This window comes from Allobosea sp. FG18 (genome assembly GCF_057809495.1).
On sequence record NZ_JBMDKB010000007.1, the window covers coordinates 133,883 to 155,415 of the forward strand.

The following is a 21,533-nucleotide window of genomic DNA, read 5'->3' on the forward strand; positions in this document are numbered from 1 at the left end:
TGCAGCTTGCTTCATCGAGATCAGGACCGGTGACTATGAGCACCCTGCCGTCGCCCGCCTTCAAGGCATCCGTCGTCTCTCCGAACTGCACTCTCTACTCAGTCCTTCAGACCGCGCCGCACGGCACGATGGACGAGATTTTCGGCGAGGTTCTCGAAGATCGCATTGCCGACGGCACGCCGCTGAAGGACCTCACCTACGCGACGCTGTTCACTTACCTGCACCGGCGTTTCGGATACCCGTCACGGGGCAGTGACCCCTACAAGGATCTCTCAGCCGCCTGGCTCTTGTCGACGCCGGAGCCCGACATCGTCATCCATGTGATCCCGAGCGTGAGCGGCAACAACTTCACCTTCACGATCTACACGACCACGGAGCGATCCCCGTTCAGCCCCGAGCCGATCTCTCGTGACGAACAGCTTCGCATCGCGGGCGCCTACCGGAGCCTTCTGCTCGACCTTCTACGCCCCGTCTGCATCCAGGACGCCCACATCAACGCGCTCGGGGAGGTCGAGGACGACGAGCTGCTGGCCTACGACGAGAGAGAGGAGGGGCCGCTGTACGAGGTGAAGTATGCTGCATCCTCCGGCTACCCGATCCTCCCCGGGCTGATCGGAACGCGGACCTGGGAAGAGCTGCTGTGCCAGGCATCCTTCTTCGGCTCTGACCGCCTCGATGGGCTTACCGCGATCGTCACGGAGGGCCGCAACCGGATCCTCGCGCAGATCCCGAACGAGCCTGTCGATGTCCAAGTCCTGATCGGGATGTACACGACGCTCTCTCGGCCCGACGCGCCGGCGATCGTGATCGACTTCGCGCCGGAAGTGCCCGAGCGCATCGCGGCGCTGCAAGCGGTTCTCTGGAAGGATGCCCGGCCTACATCCGAGGATTTGGCGATCGTGAACGACGCGGCCGTCGAGCGTGCTGGGACGTACCTGGATGCCCTGGCGGTCCGGAATGACCTCGGCAAGGCGGCCCGAAGAGTACGCGCTACGGCGCGCCTCCACGAGGTCTACGAGGCGATCTGCGACGCTTGTGGTCGCGATTTCCCGGACGAGATCTTCGATGAGAAGCCGGTCCTCTGGAACGATGACGACGTGCTGAGAGCGATCGCGCGGATGAAAGAGGGCGGACATGACGCTCTCGCAAAAACCGTCGAAGGGCTGTTCTCAACCGATCCGTGGTCGACGACCCGCTGTCTCCATGCTCTGCAAGCGCAAGCTTTCGAGCATCGCAAGAACGGCGATCCCGGCCCGACGCCAGGCTGACCCTCCCACGAACACCTGAGACCCACTCATGACCATCGACGATTTCGACCAGCTCATCGCCCGCATCTCAGCCTTCGATGGCGAGAGTCAGGAGCTCGACGCCCGCGTTCTGCATGCCTTGCTGGCGCCGGAAGGCTCCAAGATCGAAGAGAGCCCGATAAACGGCCAGTGGGTCATCTACGAGCCCACCCGCTTCGGACGCGAGCCCTACCGGCTCTGGCAGACCCCGTCGCCACTCCGGCAGATGCGCAGCATCATCACCTCGGTCGACGCGGTTCTCGAACTGTGCGGAAAGAGCTGCGGCAATGCCGAGGCGGCGAGAGCACTGATCAACGCGCTCCACCTCGGGGATGTCGTTAACGACCAGCCCATCGGGCCCCAGATCGCGAAAGCACTGATGCTCGATCTGCTCCGCAATGCGCAAGCATCGCTGGAGGCCAACCCGCAGCCAGGTCCCTGATAAAGAGAGCCTGCGGACTGATTCATGAAGGACCGGTCCCGCTTTCAGCAACCGAATGTGTCGATCCCGGCGAGGAAACCAACCAGTTCTGCCTGGCGGTGCATACCGGACTTCTGAAGCACCGAGCGTATCTGCGACCTGACCGTTTCCACGGAGACGCCGCATATGGTCGCGATCTCTTTTGGGTTCTCTCCGGAAGTCAGCAGCCGCGTGACGCGCGCCTCTGCAGGCGTCAGGTCGAAGAGTGCATTCAGGATCTCGAAGGGAGGAGCTTTCGGTCGCTTGACCAACGTCACCACGAGAAATGCCTCAGCACCAAAGAACAGGTCGTTCGCATTGCGGCGGATCGGAACCACATGGATGACGAAGGGCGGCTGCTCTTCGTTGGCAGGGACCGCGATCGAGCGATGGGCACCGTGGCCTCGGGCGACCTGCTCTAGGGATTGCCGCAGGAGTTCATTCGCCTTCGTGTTTCGAAGCGCAACGCCGCCATGGGCCATCGCGACAAGAGCGGAGCTCAATTTGCCGAACCCGGCATTGGACGCCAGGACCCGACCTCTGTGGCCGATAACCGCCGCGGGATGACCCAAGGCCTCGATACCCGCGAGCGACGCCTGGAGCTTCTCCAGTTGCAGGCGGCTCGACATGAGCGCTGCCCGCGCCAAGTGCGGCCGGAGTGCGTCCAGCATATCAACCGACTGCTGCCCCACGGGGCCGTGCTGGTAGTGGTTCTCGAAGTGGAAGGTCAGGACTTCTTCCGTCGGCATCAGGATGACCGTGCCGGAAGCCCAGCCCCAGCCGCGGGGCCGAAGGAATTCCGTGAACATCGGCTCGCGATCGAGTTCTTCGGGCGTGAGGATCTGCTGATCCGTGATGAAGCCGGCGTGCTTCATGGCTAGCGCGCGCGAATTCCGCGCATTTCCGGGGAAGAGGCCGCCATTCACAAAGTCGGCCACCGTCTCGGCAAAAGGCTGGGTGGCGATCCAGCTGGTATTGTTGTTCGCAGTCACAAACAATGCACCGCCATCCACCCCGGCCACCCGCTGGACGATGTCCAATGCATTGGGCCAGAACTCGGGCAGCAGCGCTGCCTCGTAGACGCGATCGAGTGTTTCGTTGACCTCGCTCATTTGCCCCACGCCAAAGCACGTGCTCCCGACTGGCGATATCCCGTCACCTGACCGCGCTCTCACCAGTTTGGAGTATGACGAAAGGGTCCCTGGCGCGCCAGACTGCTGGTCAAACGACTGATCTCGGAGGGGCCCGATATGCGAAATCTGCTGCTCTCGATAATGACGCTGCCAGCACTCCTGGGCCTCTCCGCCGAGGTTCAGGCCAGATGCATCTTTTTCTACAACCGTGGTGGATACTCGGTCGCACAAAACCATTGCAGTCGAACCGTCACGATCCATTGGACCGACAGCAATCGGTGCAGCAGTGGCTGCGCAGCGCGGTTGGGCGGCGGCAGCGAGCAGACCGTGATGGCCCCCGAGGGGCAATACACCTATCGGGAATCCGACGGATAGGACCAGCACATGGGACGGCCGCAGCGCTATCGAATCCTCCTGCTACTCCTCGCTTTACACCTGGGCTTGCCAGAGCTGGCGCGGAGTCAGGGCTTCCTTGAAGATGATGCGCCTGAGGGCCGGGCGGCCGTGAGGACTCCACAACCGAAAGTCCTGCCGCGCAAACCAGAACGCGAGAGCTACCTTGAGTCTCAAGAAGAGGCGGATGCCCGGCCTCAGGAGCCTCATCGGCCTGAAACCCAAAGGAGGCGCGCCCCGCAACCAAAGGCTCAGGCCAACGTTTTGAATTTGCTATGCAAGAAACCGCTCGAATATTGGAACTGTTGCGGCTGGCAATATTCCAATGCCAAATTTTACGTATCTATAGATGGCGCGCGCGGAACCCTGTGGTGGAAGGCAAGCGATACATTTCTTGATATCGTCCAGGTAGATGTGAAATCTATTATAGCCGAAAGAAATACCCCAGATCGGGAAAATCATTTGGATGAAATGAAATTTGCTCGTTATACAGGAAAACTTGTAGCTTCAACGTACACCTATGATGTTCACGGGAAACGATGGGACAAAAGCTCTGAAAATTTTCACTGTGACAAAACGAATGACTCCGTTGAAAGGCAGCAGAGATTCTAATTCCTCGGTCACTGATGGCGGAAATACTTCACTTGGAACTCATAAAGTCCAGCGATCGCTTGGCTCCTTGATGGCCGAGCTTGGCCGCCTTCGTGAACCATTCCCGCGCCAGCTTCTTGCTCTCAGGGACGCCTAGCCCGCTTAGATAAAGCCCTCCAAGGCCAGCCATCCCCGAAGCGCTGCCGCCGGCAGCGGCCTTCTCGTACCAGGATTTGGCCGCGGCATAGTCTACGGGAGCCCCGTTCCCAAACTCGGCCATTCTTCCAAGCTCCGCCATGCAGGCGGCATGACCAGCCGCAGCCCCTTTTTCGAACCAAACCCTGGCTCCCGCAAAATCTGGGTTGGATCCATGGATCAGGATCCAACCCAGCGCTCGCATGGAGCCACCTTCGCCGACAGCGGCAGCCTTTTCGAAGAGATCCTTGGCCTGAGCTTTATCCTCGACGCCTCCGACGCCATCGTAGAGGAGTTCACCGTAATTGGTCATCGCGGGCGGATAGCCCAAAGCGGCAGCTTTCTCGAACCATCGGCGGGCGGAAGGCTGGTCGAGCGACACGCCATTGCCCGACTTGTACAAAGTCCCCATACCGTTCATGGCTGGGGCCGAATTCAGGGCGATCGCCTTCTCATACCACTCCTTGGCACGCCTGAAATCGACGGGAACTCCACGCCCCTCGTTGAACATGATCCCGAGATTCGCCATGGCCAGTGCGCTTCCGGCCTGGGCTGCTGCTTCGTAGGCCTTGCGAGCATCAACAGCCTTCCCGACAAAATCCAGCGACCGCCCGAGCTGATAAAGTAACCGCGCGGATTTGGGCGATGCCTTGACCGCGGCTTGGCACGCAGCGAGTGCCCTGGGGCCATCGAGATTGTCGAACAGGATGCCTGGATGCGCGCTCGGCCGCGTATGGTCGTATGGAGAAGATGCGAGCCTGTCACAGGCCTCTTGGGCGCTTTCAGGGCCAGCCGGTGAGCTTGTGTTGACTTGTGCGCGGAGAGCGCCCAGCTCGATCGTACAGGCAAGAACTAAGGAAAGCATGGCGATTCGAGTTCGTCCGGGCATGCTCGCGATCCAGCCGGCCTAAAAGGACTGATTAGGGAGTTACGCTGAGCCGGTCATACTCCAAATCGGGTACGGCCTTTCCGACCGACTGGCTGGCCGGCTCGCGGTCTTCTCCCGCATAATGATGCCGGTCCAAGCGGACGACGATCCTTGTTAGCGCCGAGTTAGCGAAGACCTGGCGAGCCAGGCGATTCAAACGATAAAGCGCACATCCCGATCTGGCTGAAGGCCTTCGACTATGGGGCGTAGAGTCCAGCTTGCGTTCCACCCTGCGGCAACCAATAGTTGCCGCAGGGTGACCAAGGGGTAGGGGCATGGCACACGATGACTCTGACACAAACGACCCAGCAGATAGATCGCGCCTCCGCGGCCAGGGCACACAGTTCAACGGGCGAGAAAGCCGTGAGGCCATCGAAAGGGGCCCGGCGACGCTCCTGACCTCGAATCCGCCGGCACTGAAGAGCGGATTCAACAAGGTCCTCCTCGGGGTTCTTGGCGTCATGGTGATTGGAGCGGGGTACGTCGCCTGGGACTGGTACAGGTCCTGGGAGAAGACGTACTCCGAGCAGCCGACCAGGAAGGCCACCGTCGCGTCATTCGAGCCGCGACGGAGCACCATCCAACCGAGTGTTCTGCTCCCGTATCAGGGCTTGAAAGATGCAGCGAACAAAGCCGCCGACAAGTTCGCACAGCCGATGAGCGGCCGGGAACGCATAGGGTGCAGGGATCTCAGCGCCCTCGGACGGACTATCTTCAGGGGGTGCCTCGACATAGATTGGGACCTCGCCGCCGGCCGAAACGGTTCGATCGAGGTCGGCAGAGCAGGTGACGGAATCGCGATCTCGATACCGGTCCAATTCAGCGGCGGCGCAGGGCCGAATGGCGCAATCGCCGATGCACTGAGCATCCATCGGAAAGCGAGCTCCGGCTCCTTCGTCGCCAACGTTTCTGGCCAAGTCGCTCTCGACGAGAAATTCTGCCCTCGCATCATCAATCCGGCTGCCAGCTTCGCCTGGGGCGATGCCGCGGCCATCGAGGCTGTCGGCCGAAACTGCTTGGACCTGCCCTTCGGGTTGGGCTTTTGCATCGGCCCATGGAACCTTCCGGTCGGAAATCTGCTGACCCCACATATTCAGGCGGCGCTGAACGCCCAGATCGCCGACATCAATTCGAAGATCCCCTGCGAGCCTGTTCAGAATGCTCTTGGGAAGGTGTGGCAGAAGCAGTCCATCGCGCTGCCGGCGCAGAAGGGCATGCCCCCGATGTTCCTGAACGTGACGCCACGGGCTCTCGCGAGCCCAGGAATCATCGCCGAGGACGCCGGCGTCCGCTTGCTCGCTCGGCTGGATGCGGACATCGCCGCGTCGACCCAGAAGGGAGAGACAGGCTCGGCCGGGCCGCTGCCCAAGAACACGCCGATTGCTGATCCGGCGGGGATGCTGTCGGTCGCTCTCCCGCTGTCGGCGGACTATCCCGCGATCAACAAGGTGGTGAACGATCAGCTCAAGGCCCAGCTCGCAAAGAAGCCGATCGTCGTCGACACGGCCGCGGGAGCCGTAAAGGTCGATGTGGATGAGGTCGAGATCTATCCCAGCGGCGACAGGCTCGCCGTGGGCGCGAAGTTCAAAGCGAGCATCCCTGGGCGGATCTTCGACGCCAAGGGGACAGTCTGGTTAACGACCCTCCCCACACCGGCCGCCGACGGACGATCTATCACGCTGGCCGACATCAAGCTGACGCGGGCGATCGACAATCAGCTCTGGTCGCTTCTCACGGCAGCGCTCAACACCCAGCTGGTGCAGGCTCTGCAGGAGCACTCGAAGGTCGAGTTCGGGAAGGAGATTGACGAGGCCATCGTTAAGGCGAAGGCCATCCTGGCGGATCCGAAGCAGACCCAGGGCGTGCTCGTGAACGTCAAGAAGATCGAGGCGAAACTGGGCCGGGTAGCGCCGACGGAGCAGGCGCTGGTGGTCGAGGCGCTCCTCGACGTCCAGGCCGATGCGACGATACCGACTCTGCCGTTCTGACCGCTGAAAGGCGTCCGAGGAAATGCGTGGTCACAGCCTATCACCGTGGGGACTAGGCCTATTCCTGGTTCTGATGGCGGCGCCCGGTGACCTGCTCGGCCAAACCCAAGAGCGGGCGGTCGAGCTGCTGCCGCTGTGTATCCGCTCGGATGGCAAATCGATATTCGCCACCGAGGAGCTCGCGAAGGCCAACTGCCAGGCCGGCTTCGGGAAATATTCGCTTCCTGGGTGCCCACCGGTTTGGGCATGCAATGCCGCGAAGGCGAGCCATTCGAAGGAATTCCACACCAAGGAGGACGCTCAAGCAAACTGCCCGAACGGCCGAGTGAGACATATCGTCTTTCCAGAATGGTATTGGGTTTGCGACCCGCTTCCGCCCGGAACGTCTGCTGCCAGAGGTCTATTTCCGGAGCAGTCGGAGGACATCCAGAAGGAGTACGACGAGATGATCGGCAAGCTGTATTCCGGTCAGAAAGACGCCGTGAAGCTGCCCGCCGAGAACCCCTTCAAAAATGCGTCCAACGCCCCGAAGCCGCCGCCCACACCCGCGTCCGCGGCGAGCGATCCAAGCAAGCGGGGAAAGAGAGAGGGCAAGCCGCCGATCGTCTGCCCACCAAACCCCGCCGGATGCATTACCGTGAAGGAGCTCGGGAAGAGCTCCGAACAGCTGGCATCCAAGTTCCTGCAGTCCTGCCCAGGCGTGCAAATCAGCTTCAAATGGCAGAGCTGCGGGAAGGTGTGCATCGAGAACACGGAGCATATGTCGGAGGGAGAGAGCTTTATTAACTACACCAACAGGACCTATCCGACCGCCTACGATGTGACGTGTTCGCCCCAATGAGGAGGACGCGAGCGATCTCGCAGATTGCTGCCGCGATGGCGGGGCTTCTTGCCCTTGTGGCTGCATCGGACGCCCGCGCGGAACAGGCGGAGCGGTGCGAGATTCCAGCCGGGACGCAGTACGCGCATGTGCCACCGGAGGTCACCGTCTACAGCGATCGAAGCCGTCTCAGCATCTATCTCTCGACCGTTAGAGAGCAGCTCTTCGTGCTCAAGTCGCTTACTCAATCCCGGGACCTGTTCGTTCTGGAGCTGTTTGCTGACGGCATGCCGCTGTGGGTCGCCGCGCCGCGCGCAGACCTATGGCGATATCGCTTCAGCACCGCCAATGGCTTGGCCTTCGCGGTCGGAGAATACCGTCTCAAATACGAGATGCTGCGACCCTACACAGCCCGGGAGACACTGCCGTGCTTTGTTGAGGCGAGGAGGGCGCAGGCTCGACTGCTCTTTGAAAAGGGCTATGCGAAGCTGCTCGTGCAAGCACCTGGCGAAGCCGAAAAGCTCTTCCGAGAAGGTCTGGAACTCGATTCCGAGAATGCGGAGGCGATCTTTTACTGGGGTCACGCGCGAGTGCTTTCCAATTCGGATTGGGGCAAAGGCTCCTATGAGGCTTTCCGTGAAGCCCTGAGCATGGGATTGCCCCCCACTGTAGCCAATTTGGCCCGGGCGCATGTTCGGCACCTTGAACAAAAGAAGCCCTGCTACAAGGAATGGTACGAGGCACTGCCCGTCGTCTACAACGGGTCCTGCCTCTGATCGCACCGATATGGCGCCCGGCCGGTCACGGCGACGGTGTGCCCATCGCGTATTCGCTGGTCTTCGCAGTAAACTGGACCCAGTCGAGTGGCTCGCCCAACGGCTCCCCGAGGTCCACAGCCGTGAACCCGAGCTTCTCCATGAGGCGCAGGGACGGGCGGTTCTGCGAAAAAGCGCGCGCTCCGACCTCCTCGATTCCGCGCTGTTCCAAAACTGGAAGAAGTGCCTTCACCGCGTTCTCGGCGATACCCTGCGAACGGGCAGACGGCATCACGAACCACCCGAGCTCGACCTGGGTTTCCGAGACCCGGTTCACGACCAGGTCTCCCACCGGATCTCCTTCTCGGAAAATCCCGAGGATGCGCCCCCCGATCAGCAGCCTATCCGCGAGGTCTCGACGCTGTGCAGCACCAGCGACATGTCCCGAGAGCATGTGCTGCGGCGCCAACTGCAACCACCCATCCTCCCAGGCGATCGATAGCTCCCGGGCTTCCTTCCTGGTTGGAAAGCGCAGGGACAGGCCGCCAGCGGCTTCGAAGAAGTCCTGAGGGCCAAGGAGCGGTGTCAGGCTCTGGCGGGCTTCAAGGACCTCCGCAGAGAGACCAGTCGGGATGCCAAGTCTCACAGAGGCTTCCTGCCGCGAGCGCAGGTGGCGACGGTAGCTGGATCGGTCCCGCGGCGACTTGATTGCGAGGACCCCCTCGATCCTCGCGATCTCCTCCTTCACGGCCTCTGCCAGGCCACGGGCATCGCTGAGACGGTCAGCGTGAGAGCGCAACAGGTCACGCAGGCCGACCATGCTGGCGAGGTAGCTCTTCCGTTGGATCCCCAGCTCAGCCACGGCCTCGATTACAGCTAGCTCGACGGGCCAATGATAGTGCTTCGCGAACATCCGATGGGAGAGATCCGCGAACAGCCATTGCGGCGATCCCGCCAGAGCTTGATCGAGATCCGCCGCCGGCGAGCCCGGCGGATAACCTGGCCCATTGATAAAGGCCTTCACGCGCTTGCGAAGCTCGATCGCCTGGAACCGATCGTCGCGGCTGAAATCGTCGAGGAACATGGACGTGTTCACATCCGCGGCGAAAGCGACTGCTGCCGATCCAGCACCACCTCACGGAGCGTGTCTCCGAAGTCGATCTTGTAGTGGTCCGCGTATTGGATGAGGGAGGTCACGAGATAAAAGAGCCCGAACTCCCGATCATCCGGAAGCGGCAGCCGAAGTGCCGCAGCGTTCGTCCTCACGAGTTCCTCGCCGATCGCCACCTCTCTCTCCGAGGACTGCGGCGGAAATTCAGGGACCTCGATCCGGGGAGCCTTGTTCGCCGTCATCCCCTCGTAGTCATCGAGGATGTCAGTGACCACCTTCTTCAGGTCGACCTCGCGCGCGGCCGCGTATGCGATCACGGCGTGAAGCGTGTGATAGAGCGCGACCGAGGGGTCTCCCTCATCATCGATACCAGCGAGCTTGGCGTTCTGCTGGAAGACGGTCAGGGCCGCCTCGAGGACACCGGGCAGCGGCGGATATTTCGGCAACGACGCCGGCTTGCCACGTTCGATGTCGACGACCTGCGCGTATCGGCCGGCTTCCGGCTCGAAAAAGGTTCGGGTGTACGGGCAGCTGTCGACGCGCGGTTTCAGCGCCGTATCCCGCGGAGCGCGGTACATGACCGCACGAGCAGCCTGACGGGCGGTCGGCGCTTCCACTTCGAACTCGCTGATCGAGCTCGCGGCGACGACAGACATCGGGCCGGGGATCGAATGCTCGCGGATGAGATAGAGAGGCATCGTGCTGGGGGCCTGTTTTTCTTCAGCTGGCCTCGACAAGGCTATCGCGAGGCGAGGAAAACCGCACCGTCGGACCGAGATCGGCAAACGCTCTCAACATCTTCTCAGAAGGCTCTGGAAAGGCGGAGCAAATCCGGCGCGCTAGATCGGCAATCAGCGCGCTGATCCTCACGCCCCCGGCGGCTGGAAGCCATGATACTCCAAGGCTTCGAGCTCGTCGGGGCTGAGTTTGGCCAGGCCGCTCTTCAGGTCGGCGACGCGCTTGGCGTGCTCAGCCCGGTTCGCCTTCATGGCGGCGTAGAGCTTGTCGCCGGGAACCTTCCAGTCGAAACTCTCCCACTTGGCGGTGTTCGGGCGCCAGCGGCCGCAGTTGCGCATGACCAGGTTGATCCTGACCTCTTCGTGGAGGGCCTCGCGGTCGGGAAGATGCGGCCCGGAGAGCAATCGAATTTTCTCTGCGTCCTCCGAGGTAGCCGGCTCCGCTTGATCATGGCCGATCATCTCCGGCGGGAACGGCCAGCTGCCGACGACGGTGTAGTAGTGATCGGCCATGGCGCCCTCGAAGCAATCAATGGGAGATCGTGCTGTCATAAAGATGCAACAGGCAACCGCGGCACTCCGTTCACCGGCGGTCCGTCCACCAAAAGGTTGCTCAAAAACCGGGAGATAACGAAGCTCCAGCGTGATTTGAGTTGGTGAAGCCAAGTCCGTCTCGACCATCGGTAGGCGTTAAGCCATATCGAGCCATGAGATCTGTCACCTCTAGGTCGGAGGTCCAATCCGGCAATAGCGCCTTACAGAGCGTATCGTAGCGCTCGGGGATGCTGGCTTCGACATCGTCTCTCCATTGGTCCCTCAATCGGAGAGCTCCAAGGTACCCCTTACCAGCGCCGAGAGAGGCGTAAATGGCACGGCCAGCGCCCCAGTCTTCGTTGTACTCCGCTTCCGGAACAATCCCGTTCTGCGAAAGGAACTGAGAGGCGACACAATTGCCGATTTCATAGGGAAGGGAGAAAACCCAAAGGGCTTGATGCCCTTTCTCGTCGTAAATCCTCCAGTCATGCCCGTTCTCCGCGAGTTCGCGATAAAAGTCGGCTGGAGCGATGAAGCCATTGTCGAAAATGAATGTCGCAGCCTCGATAAAGCTCATGGCGGCTTTCATCTGCTCTGGCGTTTTCGGCAATGCCGCATCCGGTGCGAACGCAAAAAACGCCGCATGCCAAGGAAGCAATCCGAGATCGTAATGAACGACCACGGAGCCGACCTTTTCGATGACATGTCGAGCACGCACCGTATCGAATGCGACGCCAGGCCATTTATAGGCTGCAAAATCGGCGGCCTGCTGAGCGAACGCGCCGATTGGGTCGTCGGAAAGCGTCGGGTCGTTCTGGTAGACGTCACCGGTCATTTCAGCATGCGCGCGGTGGGTCAGGATCGCTCCGAGCATGGGTAATTTCTCCACCGCTGCGCGAAATGGGGCGTCGGCAGGGAGAGAGCGAGCAATATTGTAAGCACGGCTGTCGTACGACCGCACAGCCCTCAACAGGCTAAGCGCGTCTCCATCGAGGCGCGAAAGCGTCGTACGGATATAGTCTCGTTCGAGCGTTCGTTTCGGAAACTTATCTTCTAGAAGACCTGCCATTCGAAGCGCTGTGCCGAGAAAGCTTCTCGGGTGCCGATCGGCCACGTCAGAGGAGCCAGGCGCATCCCAAGGCAGGCTTACCATTTTAAGAGTGCCGCCTGCAGCCGTAAGCAATCGAAACCCGAGAAGCTCTGATGGATCAGTCGCAGGACGCCTTCGCCCCTCCACCTGGGACGCGCTGATCCAAAACTCGAAGCCTTCAAGTCCGCCGTCCGAGACCGGGCTGATGTGTGTCGACATGGCCTCAAAGCCGACCGCCATGCGCTCGACCGTCCTAGCCCAGGCATCCGCCTTCGGGTCGGCAGGTTTGGCTACGATCTCCAGCCCTTCGGCTACCACCCGAACTCCGGAGCCGAATTCGATCTCGAACGCGCCGTTCGAACCCCGTGACACCTTCTGGATCTCTTCGTGCCTAATTTCGCCGATTGTGCCCCAATCATGAGGCTCCGGCCAAAAGGCCTCGGAATGACCGTGATCCAGCAGAGTGGCTTCTCCTTGGATCTTGAATTGATATCCAGATCGAGTGCGGATGTGCAGCGCCTTGAGATTGAAGGCGATGTTGGAAACCATGCCGCAATTCGAAGCCAAGGATTGGCGCTTTTCCGAGCGATAAAGGCGAAGGACCTCCGGCAGGAGCCACGGAGGCATTTTCATTTCAAGCACGCCGGCAACAAGCGCCTTCCTGACCACTTGCAACGCCTTGATCTCCCGACCAATTCGGGCCTCTGCAACCCGGCTGAAGGAATCGAGGTGCTCATCGATATAGCTCTCCATCATTTTGGAGAGGCTCTGGAGATAGTTTGTGAGGCCAGCTTCGCTGCGCGCCACTCCCATATGGCCGTACAACGTCGACGGCGAAATCTCGACGACGTGCCCGCGAGCATCGAACGAAATTGCGTGATAGCGGCGGCGATACAGGGACTCATATCCGGGAAGGTGTCCGAACCAATAGACCTCGGTTCCCTTCTGATTGAACACGACGTCGAAATGCCCACCCGACGGGCACGGGAGCGGGACTTCCCACACGGTCAGGGAGCCAGTTCGTTCAGAGTAGGCCTCTTCATAGCCCAGCACCCGCGCCAACTCCTCGCCCTTTGCTAAGAACGATAGGCGCTGATCGATCGCCTTGAGGAACGGGGAGCGCCATTGTTCGGTGAGGCTAACATCGACCTTTCCAGTCGCCTTGCTTCGTTGAAGGCTAGGGTCTGCAGCTTCTTTCAGGAACCGATCAGCGTCAGTGCGAATGGACATCGCATCAAGGTTGACCCAGTCGCGATTTCGAACTGCTTCGCGGTAGGCGTTCCTCATCTCAGGCGAGCCGAAAGGCAGGTTGGAGTCAGGGCGGTAATCGGGGCAGTCGACTGGGATCATGGGTTCGCCGAGCTTCAATCGATCGATGAAAGAGTTTGCAAGAGTTGGTACGCCAGCCGGGCATCAGGGCGTAAAGGACGTCGGCGCCTCGTCGAGATTCTCACCGCCATCATCACCAGGCTCCGCCGGCCACATATCCTCCTCGGTCAGCGATGAGGGGGCTTCGGTCCACGAGAGGCCAAGGCCGCGAAGCCGCTCGCGGATCTGATCTCCCATGTCGTCGACGACGCCGGAGCGCAGCGCGATCGAGGTGCCGAGGGAAGCGAATGTCAGCGGAAATGCCTTCTCGGCCACTGTCGCGTTCTCCAAGGTGCCGAAGTCAAACTCGATGAAGTCCGGATCGGAATCGGCATCACTCATGGAATCCTCGCTTGTTGCGACGAGACTTCCGGATCGAGATGCATCCGACAAGCGTCGACGCGTGAATTCTACCAACGGAGAGGATGACCAAGCGGCAGGTCAGGCGTAGCCTGACTGCATTGGCACAGGAGTTCGACAATGCGCAGGCCAATCATCGTCACGGTGGTTTTGCTGGCTGCCACCACCGCCGTGTTCGCTCAAATGCCAACCCCAAGCATCCAAAGGGGGCAACAAAAGAATTTTCAGCCCGCCCCAAACCCGCCGCCCAAAATCGATGGTGGTTTCAACGGACCAGGTGGCACTCGCGTTACGCCCGGCAGCGTAGGGAGCGGGCACGGCATCACGATCACCAAGCCATGCGGCCCCAACATCCAGAATGGGAAAGTGGTCTGCAACTGACACCGAGACCGGTTGGCAAACCTTAAGGTGTTGCGGCTATTCCTTCCCCGATTTCGTGGGGAAGTCGCCCTTGAGTGCGGACGAAAAACTTAATGGCCTGCTGAAGACTGCGGGGCTCGACGTAGCAAGCTTCCACGAGGAGCTTCGTCTCCGCGGTCATGCGGTGCACCTGAACACGCTCTCCCGCTACGCCGGCGAGAACCCAAGCAAGAGCGCCCCGGACTGGATGGTCGCCGTAGCGCGCGATCTGGCGGATCGCGGCCCGAAACCGCCATCGGTCTCCCCCGCTAGGGCTGCAGAGCCTCCCAAGATGCGAACTCTGAGCTGCATCGCCCCTGCGGCCGTTGTCGAAGCCGTTGAAACGCTGCGTGCGTCTGACCCCTCGAAGCCTAGCGAGAAGCAAGTCGTGCTCCAGCTCATCGAGCGCGGGCTGGCCAGCCTGGCGCCGAACGAGGGCAGAACCCGAGAGCGCTATGCCTGCGCTGTCTGTGGGCATATCTCGGACGGTCGTTTGCTCGAAGAAGGGAGCGAGCAAACTAATCCGAGCATGCGCTTCCCCAAGAGGCATAAGGGGCCGGACGGACAGCCCTGCGCCGGCAACTATCGCTACGCTCGGCTGGTGTAGCGGCGGCCGACGACGCGTTGTGACTTTCAGGGTTAGCTCCCAGCATCGCGTCAGCGAACAGGAGTTGATCCATGAATCTCGACAACGGGCTGCAGCCCGCGATGGCTCTCTAAGGAGACTCGCGGTGGTCAACGCTCTACGCACGCTCGCGGCGCTTCGTGTAGCGCTCGACTCCGACGGCCTGGTCCGCTCATCCAACCTCAACGGTGCGGAGATGAGGGGCTGGCTCCCATCGAACGTGATGGGGTCGACCGGGTTCTCCCTTCGCGCCGTCGAAAACGGTGAGATCGAATGGCACCTCGTCATCTCCGGGAAGAAACACCTCCGCTACCGTGAGTACCAGGATCACCAGGACGAGGAGACGTACGAGCTCCACGAGCCGGTGAACCCCGAGATCCTGCATCCGCGGATCAGTGCGATCTTCGCCTCGATCGGGATTAAAACCATTTCGGTCAAGGCGACCGATTGGCAAAACATGTGGGATGACGACGTCGGCTACACGATCCGCAGCGAGACGCCGGCCTGGCTGGAGAAGCCGGATCCAGAGAACCGCTGGCGGATGCCGAGCCACCCGGTCCTGCTCACGCTCACGGGCGATGCCAATTCAAGCTCTCGCGTGCGAGGCCTGGGACTCGTCGGCTATGCGCATGGTGGCAAGCTCTGGCTGACGCGCGAGTCCGTCGACCACCTGGTCGAGACCCTTCCTGCGAAGACGCCATCAACGAAGAACGAGTTTGCTCGCCCGGCCGGCTTCGGTGTTCGCCGCGCGATGAGCGACTTCGACGAACCGGCGAAGATCCTGACCCGCCAGACGGTGAAGGTGAGCAATCACTGGGGCGACGAGATCCAGCTGTTCCCGATCTTCGACACGAACCTGACGATCGACGCCCGGTTCAAGCCTACTGTCCCGTTTGTCCTCGGCGGCGAGCAGCGCACGGAGGCAAGCTTCGCCGAGGTCGATGCTCAGTTCGGAGACGATGCGCCGTGGAAGCTGGAGCAGGCGCCGGCCCCGCGGCCCTGAGCTTTCAGGACGCCCATCCACCGGTCCTCTCTGGCGTCTCCGTCAGGAGCGCCGCATGATCGCGTGATCGAAAGCAGGAAAGAGCCTTGCAGATCACCTTCAACGACGACGGCCGCGGCGATATCCGCGTTCTGACCCTAGCGGAGGGTCGCGAGATCGCGCGCATGGCGGAGGCTTCCGACGGCAGAGTATCGGTGAACTTGGACGAGACAGAAGCCCGGGAGCGATCACTGCCGGCACAATCGGCCTATTCCGATCTGCTCGCAGCGCAATCGTTTCTCATCGGAGCTTTCGATCCGGATCCGAGCTATGAGGACGAGCCAGCGCCGCGGGAAGAGCTGCGGGCAGCGCCCGTCGCCCAGGAGACCTCGGTTGCAGACAGCCGGAAGCCGAAGCGCGTTGGCTGGCGCGGCGGCCCCAAGCGCGGCACGCAATTTGCGACGGCGCTGGAGATCACCGACTTCTTCGAGCATCGCTACGGGACGTCGGGGCTCATTGAAAAGCTCAAGCTGCAGTCTCCAGCTCATTTGGCTTGCTACGAGGCCGCCTGTGAGGCCGCGGCAAAGCTGCGAGAGGCTCAGAGCGTGAGCCGCAAAAACTATCCGGGCGCGCGTCAGGAAGAGATGTCCTATCGCGGCAAAGGAAAGCGAGCGCTCGACCGGGCGAAGGCCCTGTTCGAGCCTATTCGCGCGGCGGCCCGGCAAGCCGACCGGGAGGCGATGCCCACAGCCGTCTCGGATGTCATCGGGAGCACGAGGGATCTTGAGGTCGCGCTGCAGCTGATCGAGGCAAAAGGCTTCCGCGAGATTGGTGCCGGCCATCATGCAGTCGTCTACGGACGCGGACGCATCGATACCATCAGGGCTGGAAACGGTGTCGACGGCTTTTTCCGCCAGCTGGTTGCAGCCGCTGGTCCGCTGGCCCCGTTCGTCGGTCTCCACGCTCCAGTTGTCCTCGACGTCCTGCTGACCGACGACGGTGGAGCGGTTGCCCTGGTGGAGCGGCTGGATCCTCTGCCTGATGAAGGCGATGCTCCCGAGCTCGACGAGATCATTGAGCAGGCGATCGCAGCACTTCGGGGCATCGATCGGCCCAGCCGCGAGCTCGACGATCGCTACCCTCGATTCCGGGAGTACGCGAAGATTCTCCGCGAGAACCTGCCCACGGTCGATTATCGGCGCGAGAACCTCATGCTGAGGCATGGCAACCTGATCGCAAACGATCCGTGCGGCCGCGGCTTCCTCGAATGCGAACTCGACACGCTGAGGGCGATCATCCCGCTGCTCCCGTTCGAGCCGGCGCCGCGCGCGGAAAAATGGTGGGACGAGACGCCTCGCGCTTCACTGCAGCCCTGAGGCCGGGCCATCGAGCGGATCAGGTTTTGCCTTCGGCACATCGCGTGCAGCGGGCCTTGAGCTGGCCATAGGCGATCGCTTCGTGCCCGCATTCGAGCTTAACAAAATCGTGGTCGAAAAGACCTTCTCGATGCCTGATGACATAGGCGATCGCTACCAGAGGCGCCTTCCGCTTCTCGGCTGAAACGGGACGTCCCCATTTCGCCCGGTTGCGCATGAACCGCTTCGAGATCCAACCCATCTGCACGCTCCTGTCCTTCAGCACTAGTCCGGACCCGAAACAGGGCGCCGGCAGTAACAGGATGGGAGGCGTTACAAGGGAACGGCTGCTAACCGGCCAAGGCTTCTTCAAGGCCGAGGACTGGCAGGCCGGAGATGTCTACGACCCCGCTGTAGACGAAGCTGTCCGAGCGGGATGTCTGGGGATCCGCGAGAAGGCGATCGGAGCGAACCCGGCTGTCGTCGATGACGATCACGCAGATCTCGTCGAGATGCTCCGACGGGACGCTGCTCGGGTCGCCGTAGGCGAGATAATGCTCCAGCATCACCGAGACACAGACAGCCGGGTGCGAAGCCAGGTAGACGCCGGCGGCACAGCCTGGCCAGTTGGCGCCATGGCCATCGGCTCCGAGACCATGGCGACGAATGCTGGCGAGGTGCTTACGAAGGGTGGCGTGGAAGAACGGCATAGGGCTCAAATGCCAGCAGAGCGCCGAGGCGTCGAGCCAGCTTACCAGCGATCATCGTAATATGGCCGTCGGTAGCCGTAGGGCGGGGGAGGAGGCCCGTAGCGGCGGTAGCCGTAGCCTCCTCCGTACCCGTCGCGATACCGGCCGCCATAGCCGTAGCGGCGCTCGTACGCGTTCTGCCGCGCCATGTTCTCCTGGATTATCATCAGCCGCTCGCGCTTGGCTTCGGACATCGAGAACTCGGCCGGCAACTTGTCCAGCTGCGCGGCGACGGAGGGCGCCAGGGCCTCGCCAGCGTGAGCAGCGGTGCCGAGGCCGACACCGAGAGCGAAAAGGGAAGCAATTACGAACCGAGCCATCGAGAGCTCCTTTCAGTGGATGCCGGCATCAGAGCAGGCCAGGACCAAACAGAGCCTGAACGAAAGCGTTCGCGTTCGTTCAGGAACGGGTGGACAGAGCCGGCCCGATCAGGGCGAGGGCTCATCCGAATGCTCGTCATCGGGGTCGTAGCCCGTGCCGTACCACTCAATCCCCAGACCCTCATGGAGGTATGAGGTGGTGTCCTCGGACCGAACCCAGAAGGACCAGCCGCACTTGCCGGGGGCGGAGCTCTCGTCACCGTCCTCATGGAGCTCGAAGGGAACATCCAGCTCGCCGAGGGTCTCCGTGAGGAAGGCATCGATGACGGATTCAGCGAGCTCTCGCGATGGTCGCCGGCCGCCGCAGGACGATGCCGACAACACCGGCCGATCACCCGGCGTCAGAAGCTCGACGCCTTCGAGAGACAGAACCTTCTCGTCATCGAGGTTGTCTTCGTCGATCTCATGCGTGAGATAGTCGGCGATCCCGGCGGGAAGCTCCTGGCGACGGCCATCGGTGCCGCTCAGCACGACTTCGACCTCATCTCCGGTCCAAAGGGACAGTTCAGTGCAATCGAGCAGCAGCTGGCAGAGGAAGCGCTGATCGCCCGAGCCTTCGGTTCCGGTGTCGACCAGCTTGATCGGCGTGGTCACCAACCCCACCGTCCGAAGGACCGCTGCTGCGTTGACGAATGCGAGGACTCGGTCCGCGTCGTCCCCAACGATCCCATCGAGCTTTGCGCCGTCGAACCTCGTCGATCGATCGATAATGACGTCCTGAAAGAGGGCCCCGGTCATATCGGCCCCGGAGAAATTCCAGCCCCGCAGATCGAGCGGCCGCTCGGCCGAGCCGCAGAATTCGCTCTTGGCGAGATCGGCGCCGATGAACGCGATTGCGGGATCCATCCCTCCGGCCGCGACGAGGTCGTCGAAACGATCGGACTCCAGCGTCAGCACGCTGGCGAGATCCTTGAAGAGGCCGGACCGGTCCTGGGGATCCGGCATCAGGGCAGAAAGCGAGATGGGGACCGGCTGGTCCAGGATCACCTCGGCATGGGCAGTGCCGTCAGCGCCGAGCTTGATCGGACCGGTTCTGATGATGGAGATCTCCTCGCCGGCGAGGACGCTTCCACGGACCAGCTGCCTATCATCGTTCGATGGCTTGCTCACGGAATATCCTCTGCTCAAGGCGCCGGCGCCGCGGCGGTCGTCGGACGCCGATCAGGTCGCTGCCAATTTGATTTGAGTGCCGGACCTTTTCCTTCAAGCCAGGCTTCGAGCTCCTCGACGGTGAACCACCCGAAGTTGACGCCCTGCTGATCGTGCGGGTTTAAGAAGAACATCACGTTGTGCCGGGTCTCGATCGGATTAGGCAGTCCGATGCGATCATGAAGCGGACGTCCCGGAGCGAGGGCGAAGAACCCATAAGGCGAGCGGAAGCCTGAGCCCTTCATGGTGGCGTGACGCTCGGCGATCTTTTGCTCGATCCCGGTAGCGAGAGCATCCCGCTTAAGCTCATTCCTCGCTTGATCAGATGCGAGCATCTGCGCCTTGTCCTCGGCCCTGACACGGCTCGGCATCGCAATGACAAGCCCATCCCGAGCAAACGGATTGCCCCCGGCGCCGCCAAGCCAGATTGCGAGGTCCGGTACGCGAATGGCATCGGCGAGAGCCTGGAGATGAGGAATCGCATCCCCGTGGGCCGAGATTGCGAACCCTGACTGGTCCCACCAGCCGCAGAGCTCGTTCTTGGCCTCGAGGAAGTGAGCGCGGGGCGAGATCGTCGAAGGCCCAATCTGAAGCACCGCGACCTTATGCTGCTTGCGCGACCCTGCGAGCCGCACCTTGCCGGTGACGTGGAAATCCAGCGACAGAGGGACTTCTTCCGCCGAGCGCGAGCCGATGCCTTCAGGATCCGAGACCAGCCGGATGCCTGCCCATCTCAGGAGCCGGTCAATTCCGCTTTCGTGCTCGGCCCAGCCCGACGGCATCAGGATGAAGCCGGCAACCTGGTCGTTCTCGCCCTGAATGATTTCGACGCTCATCGCGCGCTGCATGGACGCCTCCTATCGAAAGCACAGACGACAGGAAGTTAGGGGCGTTGTCCAAAGGAATTGAGCGGTCGCCCGCAGAAATCCGTGGGCGGGCAAGAACGCCTTGTTTGTTCCATGCATTCCCTCGCGGGAGACTCGTCGGGACCTCATCGAGATCCGGCCATGCGAACCAGACAGGACGACCCTTTCGGCGAGATGCTCGAACGGCAGTTGAAGACCGAGCAAAGCCAGCTGCTTCGGGAAACCAGCGAAACGACCGACGCTTTTATCGCCAAGGTGAAAAGCATCTGCTCGCCGAGCTTCGCCGCGGCCGGTCGTCTGAAGGTGACGGACCTGGAGAAGCTGGAAGAGGCGTTCGACGGGACCCTCGGCGAGGTGACCTCGCTCTATTCCCGCAATATGGAGCGCGCAACGAAGACGGCCTTCCGCAACGAATACGCGTTCGAGCGGCTACGGCTACATGCCTCGCCTGGCGATGCCGCCGACCTTTCCTGGTTATGGACCACCAACTTCTATGCCAAGAGCAAGATCGTGATCCTGGAGAATTCGCGGCTGCCCTTCGCGTGGAGCACGCATGCCATGGCGAGGATGATGCAGCGAGGCCTCACGCATCACGATCCACGCAGTGCAATGGCCAAGCAGGTGCTGGAATGCAGCTTCCTGATCTCGGTAGCCGCCGATCTGATCGAGGCGGAGGGTCTGCCGCCGCGCTTCGCCATCCCCGTCGCGGATGGCATCCTCGCTGGTTTCGTCGGCCCCATTCCCACGGTGGATCGCGGTTCGTTTCGGCTGATGATGACTCGGGACATCGCCGGGATCGACTATATCGGGCCGGCTGCCTTGTCCTGGCGCGGCCAGCAGGGCCAGTCCACGACCGGTTGGCTCGGGCGTACCTTTCTCGGGGCGGAAATGCTTGGTCCCGCCGAGCGGCAATACATCTACGATTTCAGCCGCATGCAGCGCCGGTATCGGCTGGCCGCCAAGGAGGCGGCACATCTGCTCATCACCATGACATCGGTGATGAAGCCACCGGAGGAGCTATCGCAGGGCGTCTCGGAAAGCCTCAAGGAGGCCTATGAGGATGCGACCGCCGAGATGCGTGAGTTCCTCAACAAGTTTCAGCGAACGAAGATCTGCGGCGTCGAGCGCGGCAGCAAGCGCCGACGCTCCTGGATCGAGCAGCAGGAGGAGCTGCAGATGGAAGAAGCTCTGTCCGTCGGGATGTAGCGGACAAGTTCGAGGTCGGCGACCTTTCGGTGGATGAGCAAGGATCGGTTGTTTGTTTCTTGACCGGGCTGAA

23 protein-coding genes are annotated in these 21,533 nt (G+C 61.6%); 11 read left to right on the forward strand and 12 right to left on the reverse strand.

The features are described 5' to 3' along the window. Positions 1-35: 35 nt before the first annotated feature. Both ACODTJ_RS10155 and ACODTJ_RS10160 read left to right on the forward strand, forming a co-directional pair. Complete coding sequence (locus ACODTJ_RS10155; protein WP_488848514.1) at positions 36-1,268, forward strand: hypothetical protein; 1,233 nt, start codon at positions 36-38, stop codon at positions 1,266-1,268. Between the two features lie 28 nt (positions 1,269-1,296). Continuing rightward, complete coding sequence (locus tag ACODTJ_RS10160) at positions 1,297-1,728, forward strand: hypothetical protein (RefSeq protein ID WP_488848515.1); 432 nt, start codon at positions 1,297-1,299, stop codon at positions 1,726-1,728. A gap of 44 nt (positions 1,729-1,772) precedes the next feature. Here ACODTJ_RS10160 and ACODTJ_RS10165 read toward each other — a convergent pair whose 3' ends face one another. Further along, positions 1,773-2,858 (reverse strand): helix-turn-helix transcriptional regulator, encoded by a 1,086-nt coding sequence (locus tag ACODTJ_RS10165; protein WP_488848517.1) that lies wholly within the window; start codon positions 2,856-2,858, stop codon positions 1,773-1,775. Between the two features lie 405 nt (positions 2,859-3,263). Here ACODTJ_RS10165 and ACODTJ_RS10170 point away from each other — a divergent pair, with 405 nt between their 5' ends. Beyond that, on the forward strand, positions 3,264-3,884 hold the full coding sequence (locus ACODTJ_RS10170) for a hypothetical protein (RefSeq protein ID WP_488848519.1): 621 nt from the start codon (positions 3,264-3,266) through the stop codon (positions 3,882-3,884). 28 nt (positions 3,885-3,912) lie between these two features. On the opposite strand, the gene ACODTJ_RS10175 is transcribed toward ACODTJ_RS10170, so the two are convergent. Continuing rightward, the gene (locus ACODTJ_RS10175; protein ID WP_488848521.1) at positions 3,913-4,947 is read right to left on the reverse strand and encodes a tetratricopeptide repeat protein; all 1,035 of its coding nucleotides are present in this window, start codon (positions 4,945-4,947) and stop codon (positions 3,913-3,915) included. 314 nt (positions 4,948-5,261) lie between these two features. On the opposite strand from ACODTJ_RS10175, the gene ACODTJ_RS10180 reads away from it, so the two are divergent. From ACODTJ_RS10180 to ACODTJ_RS10190, 3 genes are all read left to right on the forward strand, one after another. Then, positions 5,262-6,974, forward strand: coding sequence for a DUF4403 family protein (locus tag ACODTJ_RS10180; protein ID WP_488848523.1), 1,713 nt, complete (start codon positions 5,262-5,264; stop codon positions 6,972-6,974). A gap of 73 nt (positions 6,975-7,047) precedes the next feature. Then, the gene (locus tag ACODTJ_RS10185; protein ID WP_488848525.1) at positions 7,048-7,815 is read left to right on the forward strand and encodes a hypothetical protein; all 768 of its coding nucleotides are present in this window, start codon (positions 7,048-7,050) and stop codon (positions 7,813-7,815) included. A gap of 35 nt (positions 7,816-7,850) precedes the next feature. Then, entirely contained in the window at positions 7,851-8,570 is a 720-nt protein-coding gene (locus tag ACODTJ_RS10190; protein ID WP_488848527.1) for a hypothetical protein, read from the forward strand. 25 nt (positions 8,571-8,595) lie between these two features. Here the strand turns inward: ACODTJ_RS10190 and ACODTJ_RS10195 are convergent, their stop codons facing one another. The 5 genes from ACODTJ_RS10195 to ACODTJ_RS10215 form a co-directional block, all read right to left on the reverse strand. Then, on the reverse strand, positions 8,596-9,633 hold the full coding sequence (locus ACODTJ_RS10195; protein ID WP_488848529.1) for a GNAT family N-acetyltransferase: 1,038 nt from the start codon (positions 9,631-9,633) through the stop codon (positions 8,596-8,598). Between the two features lie 8 nt (positions 9,634-9,641). Further along, complete coding sequence (locus ACODTJ_RS10200; RefSeq protein WP_488848531.1) at positions 9,642-10,358, reverse strand: hypothetical protein; 717 nt, start codon at positions 10,356-10,358, stop codon at positions 9,642-9,644. 168 nt (positions 10,359-10,526) lie between these two features. Then, the gene (locus ACODTJ_RS10205) at positions 10,527-11,078 is read right to left on the reverse strand and encodes a hypothetical protein (protein WP_488848533.1); all 552 of its coding nucleotides are present in this window, start codon (positions 11,076-11,078) and stop codon (positions 10,527-10,529) included. Then, positions 11,011-13,371 (reverse strand): hypothetical protein, encoded by a 2,361-nt coding sequence (locus ACODTJ_RS10210; RefSeq protein ID WP_488848534.1) that lies wholly within the window; start codon positions 13,369-13,371, stop codon positions 11,011-11,013. The genes ACODTJ_RS10205 and ACODTJ_RS10210 overlap by 68 nt, the downstream gene beginning before the upstream one ends. Positions 13,372-13,434: 63 nt before the next feature. Next, the gene (locus tag ACODTJ_RS10215; protein ID WP_488848536.1) at positions 13,435-13,731 is read right to left on the reverse strand and encodes a hypothetical protein; all 297 of its coding nucleotides are present in this window, start codon (positions 13,729-13,731) and stop codon (positions 13,435-13,437) included. 138 nt (positions 13,732-13,869) lie between these two features. Here ACODTJ_RS10215 and ACODTJ_RS10220 point away from each other — a divergent pair, with 138 nt between their 5' ends. The 4 genes from ACODTJ_RS10220 to ACODTJ_RS10235 all read left to right on the forward strand — a co-directional run bounded on the left by ACODTJ_RS10220 (position 13,870) and on the right by ACODTJ_RS10235 (position 17,131). Further along, entirely contained in the window at positions 13,870-14,130 is a 261-nt protein-coding gene (locus ACODTJ_RS10220) for a hypothetical protein (protein WP_488848538.1), read from the forward strand. A gap of 70 nt (positions 14,131-14,200) precedes the next feature. Next, the gene (locus tag ACODTJ_RS10225; protein WP_488848539.1) at positions 14,201-14,755 is read left to right on the forward strand and encodes a hypothetical protein; all 555 of its coding nucleotides are present in this window, start codon (positions 14,201-14,203) and stop codon (positions 14,753-14,755) included. 124 nt (positions 14,756-14,879) lie between these two features. Then, positions 14,880-15,776, forward strand: a complete 897-nt coding sequence (locus tag ACODTJ_RS10230) for a hypothetical protein (protein ID WP_488848540.1) — start codon at positions 14,880-14,882, stop codon at positions 15,774-15,776. An 86-nt stretch (positions 15,777-15,862) separates the two neighbouring features. Continuing rightward, a complete protein-coding gene (locus ACODTJ_RS10235; protein WP_488848541.1) occupies positions 15,863-17,131 on the forward strand; it encodes a hypothetical protein in 1,269 nt (422 codons plus the stop codon). 19 nt (positions 17,132-17,150) lie between these two features. Here ACODTJ_RS10235 and ACODTJ_RS10240 read toward each other — a convergent pair whose 3' ends face one another. The 5 genes from ACODTJ_RS10240 to ACODTJ_RS10260 form a co-directional block, all read right to left on the reverse strand. Further along, a complete protein-coding gene (locus ACODTJ_RS10240) occupies positions 17,151-17,372 on the reverse strand; it encodes a hypothetical protein (protein WP_488848543.1) in 222 nt (73 codons plus the stop codon). An 88-nt stretch (positions 17,373-17,460) separates the two neighbouring features. After that, entirely contained in the window at positions 17,461-17,820 is a 360-nt protein-coding gene (locus ACODTJ_RS10245) for a hypothetical protein (protein ID WP_488848547.1), read from the reverse strand. Between the two features lie 41 nt (positions 17,821-17,861). Next, positions 17,862-18,179, reverse strand: coding sequence for a hypothetical protein (locus ACODTJ_RS10250; protein WP_488848548.1), 318 nt, complete (start codon positions 18,177-18,179; stop codon positions 17,862-17,864). A gap of 108 nt (positions 18,180-18,287) precedes the next feature. Then, positions 18,288-19,226, reverse strand: coding sequence for a pentapeptide repeat-containing protein (locus ACODTJ_RS10255; RefSeq protein ID WP_488848550.1), 939 nt, complete (start codon positions 19,224-19,226; stop codon positions 18,288-18,290). A gap of 137 nt (positions 19,227-19,363) precedes the next feature. Continuing rightward, positions 19,364-20,236 (reverse strand): hypothetical protein, encoded by an 873-nt coding sequence (locus tag ACODTJ_RS10260; RefSeq protein ID WP_488848552.1) that lies wholly within the window; start codon positions 20,234-20,236, stop codon positions 19,364-19,366. A 159-nt stretch (positions 20,237-20,395) separates the two neighbouring features. On the opposite strand from ACODTJ_RS10260, the gene ACODTJ_RS10265 reads away from it, so the two are divergent. Further along, positions 20,396-21,460, forward strand: coding sequence for a hypothetical protein (locus tag ACODTJ_RS10265; RefSeq protein ID WP_488848553.1), 1,065 nt, complete (start codon positions 20,396-20,398; stop codon positions 21,458-21,460). Positions 21,461-21,533: the final 73 nt, after the last annotated feature.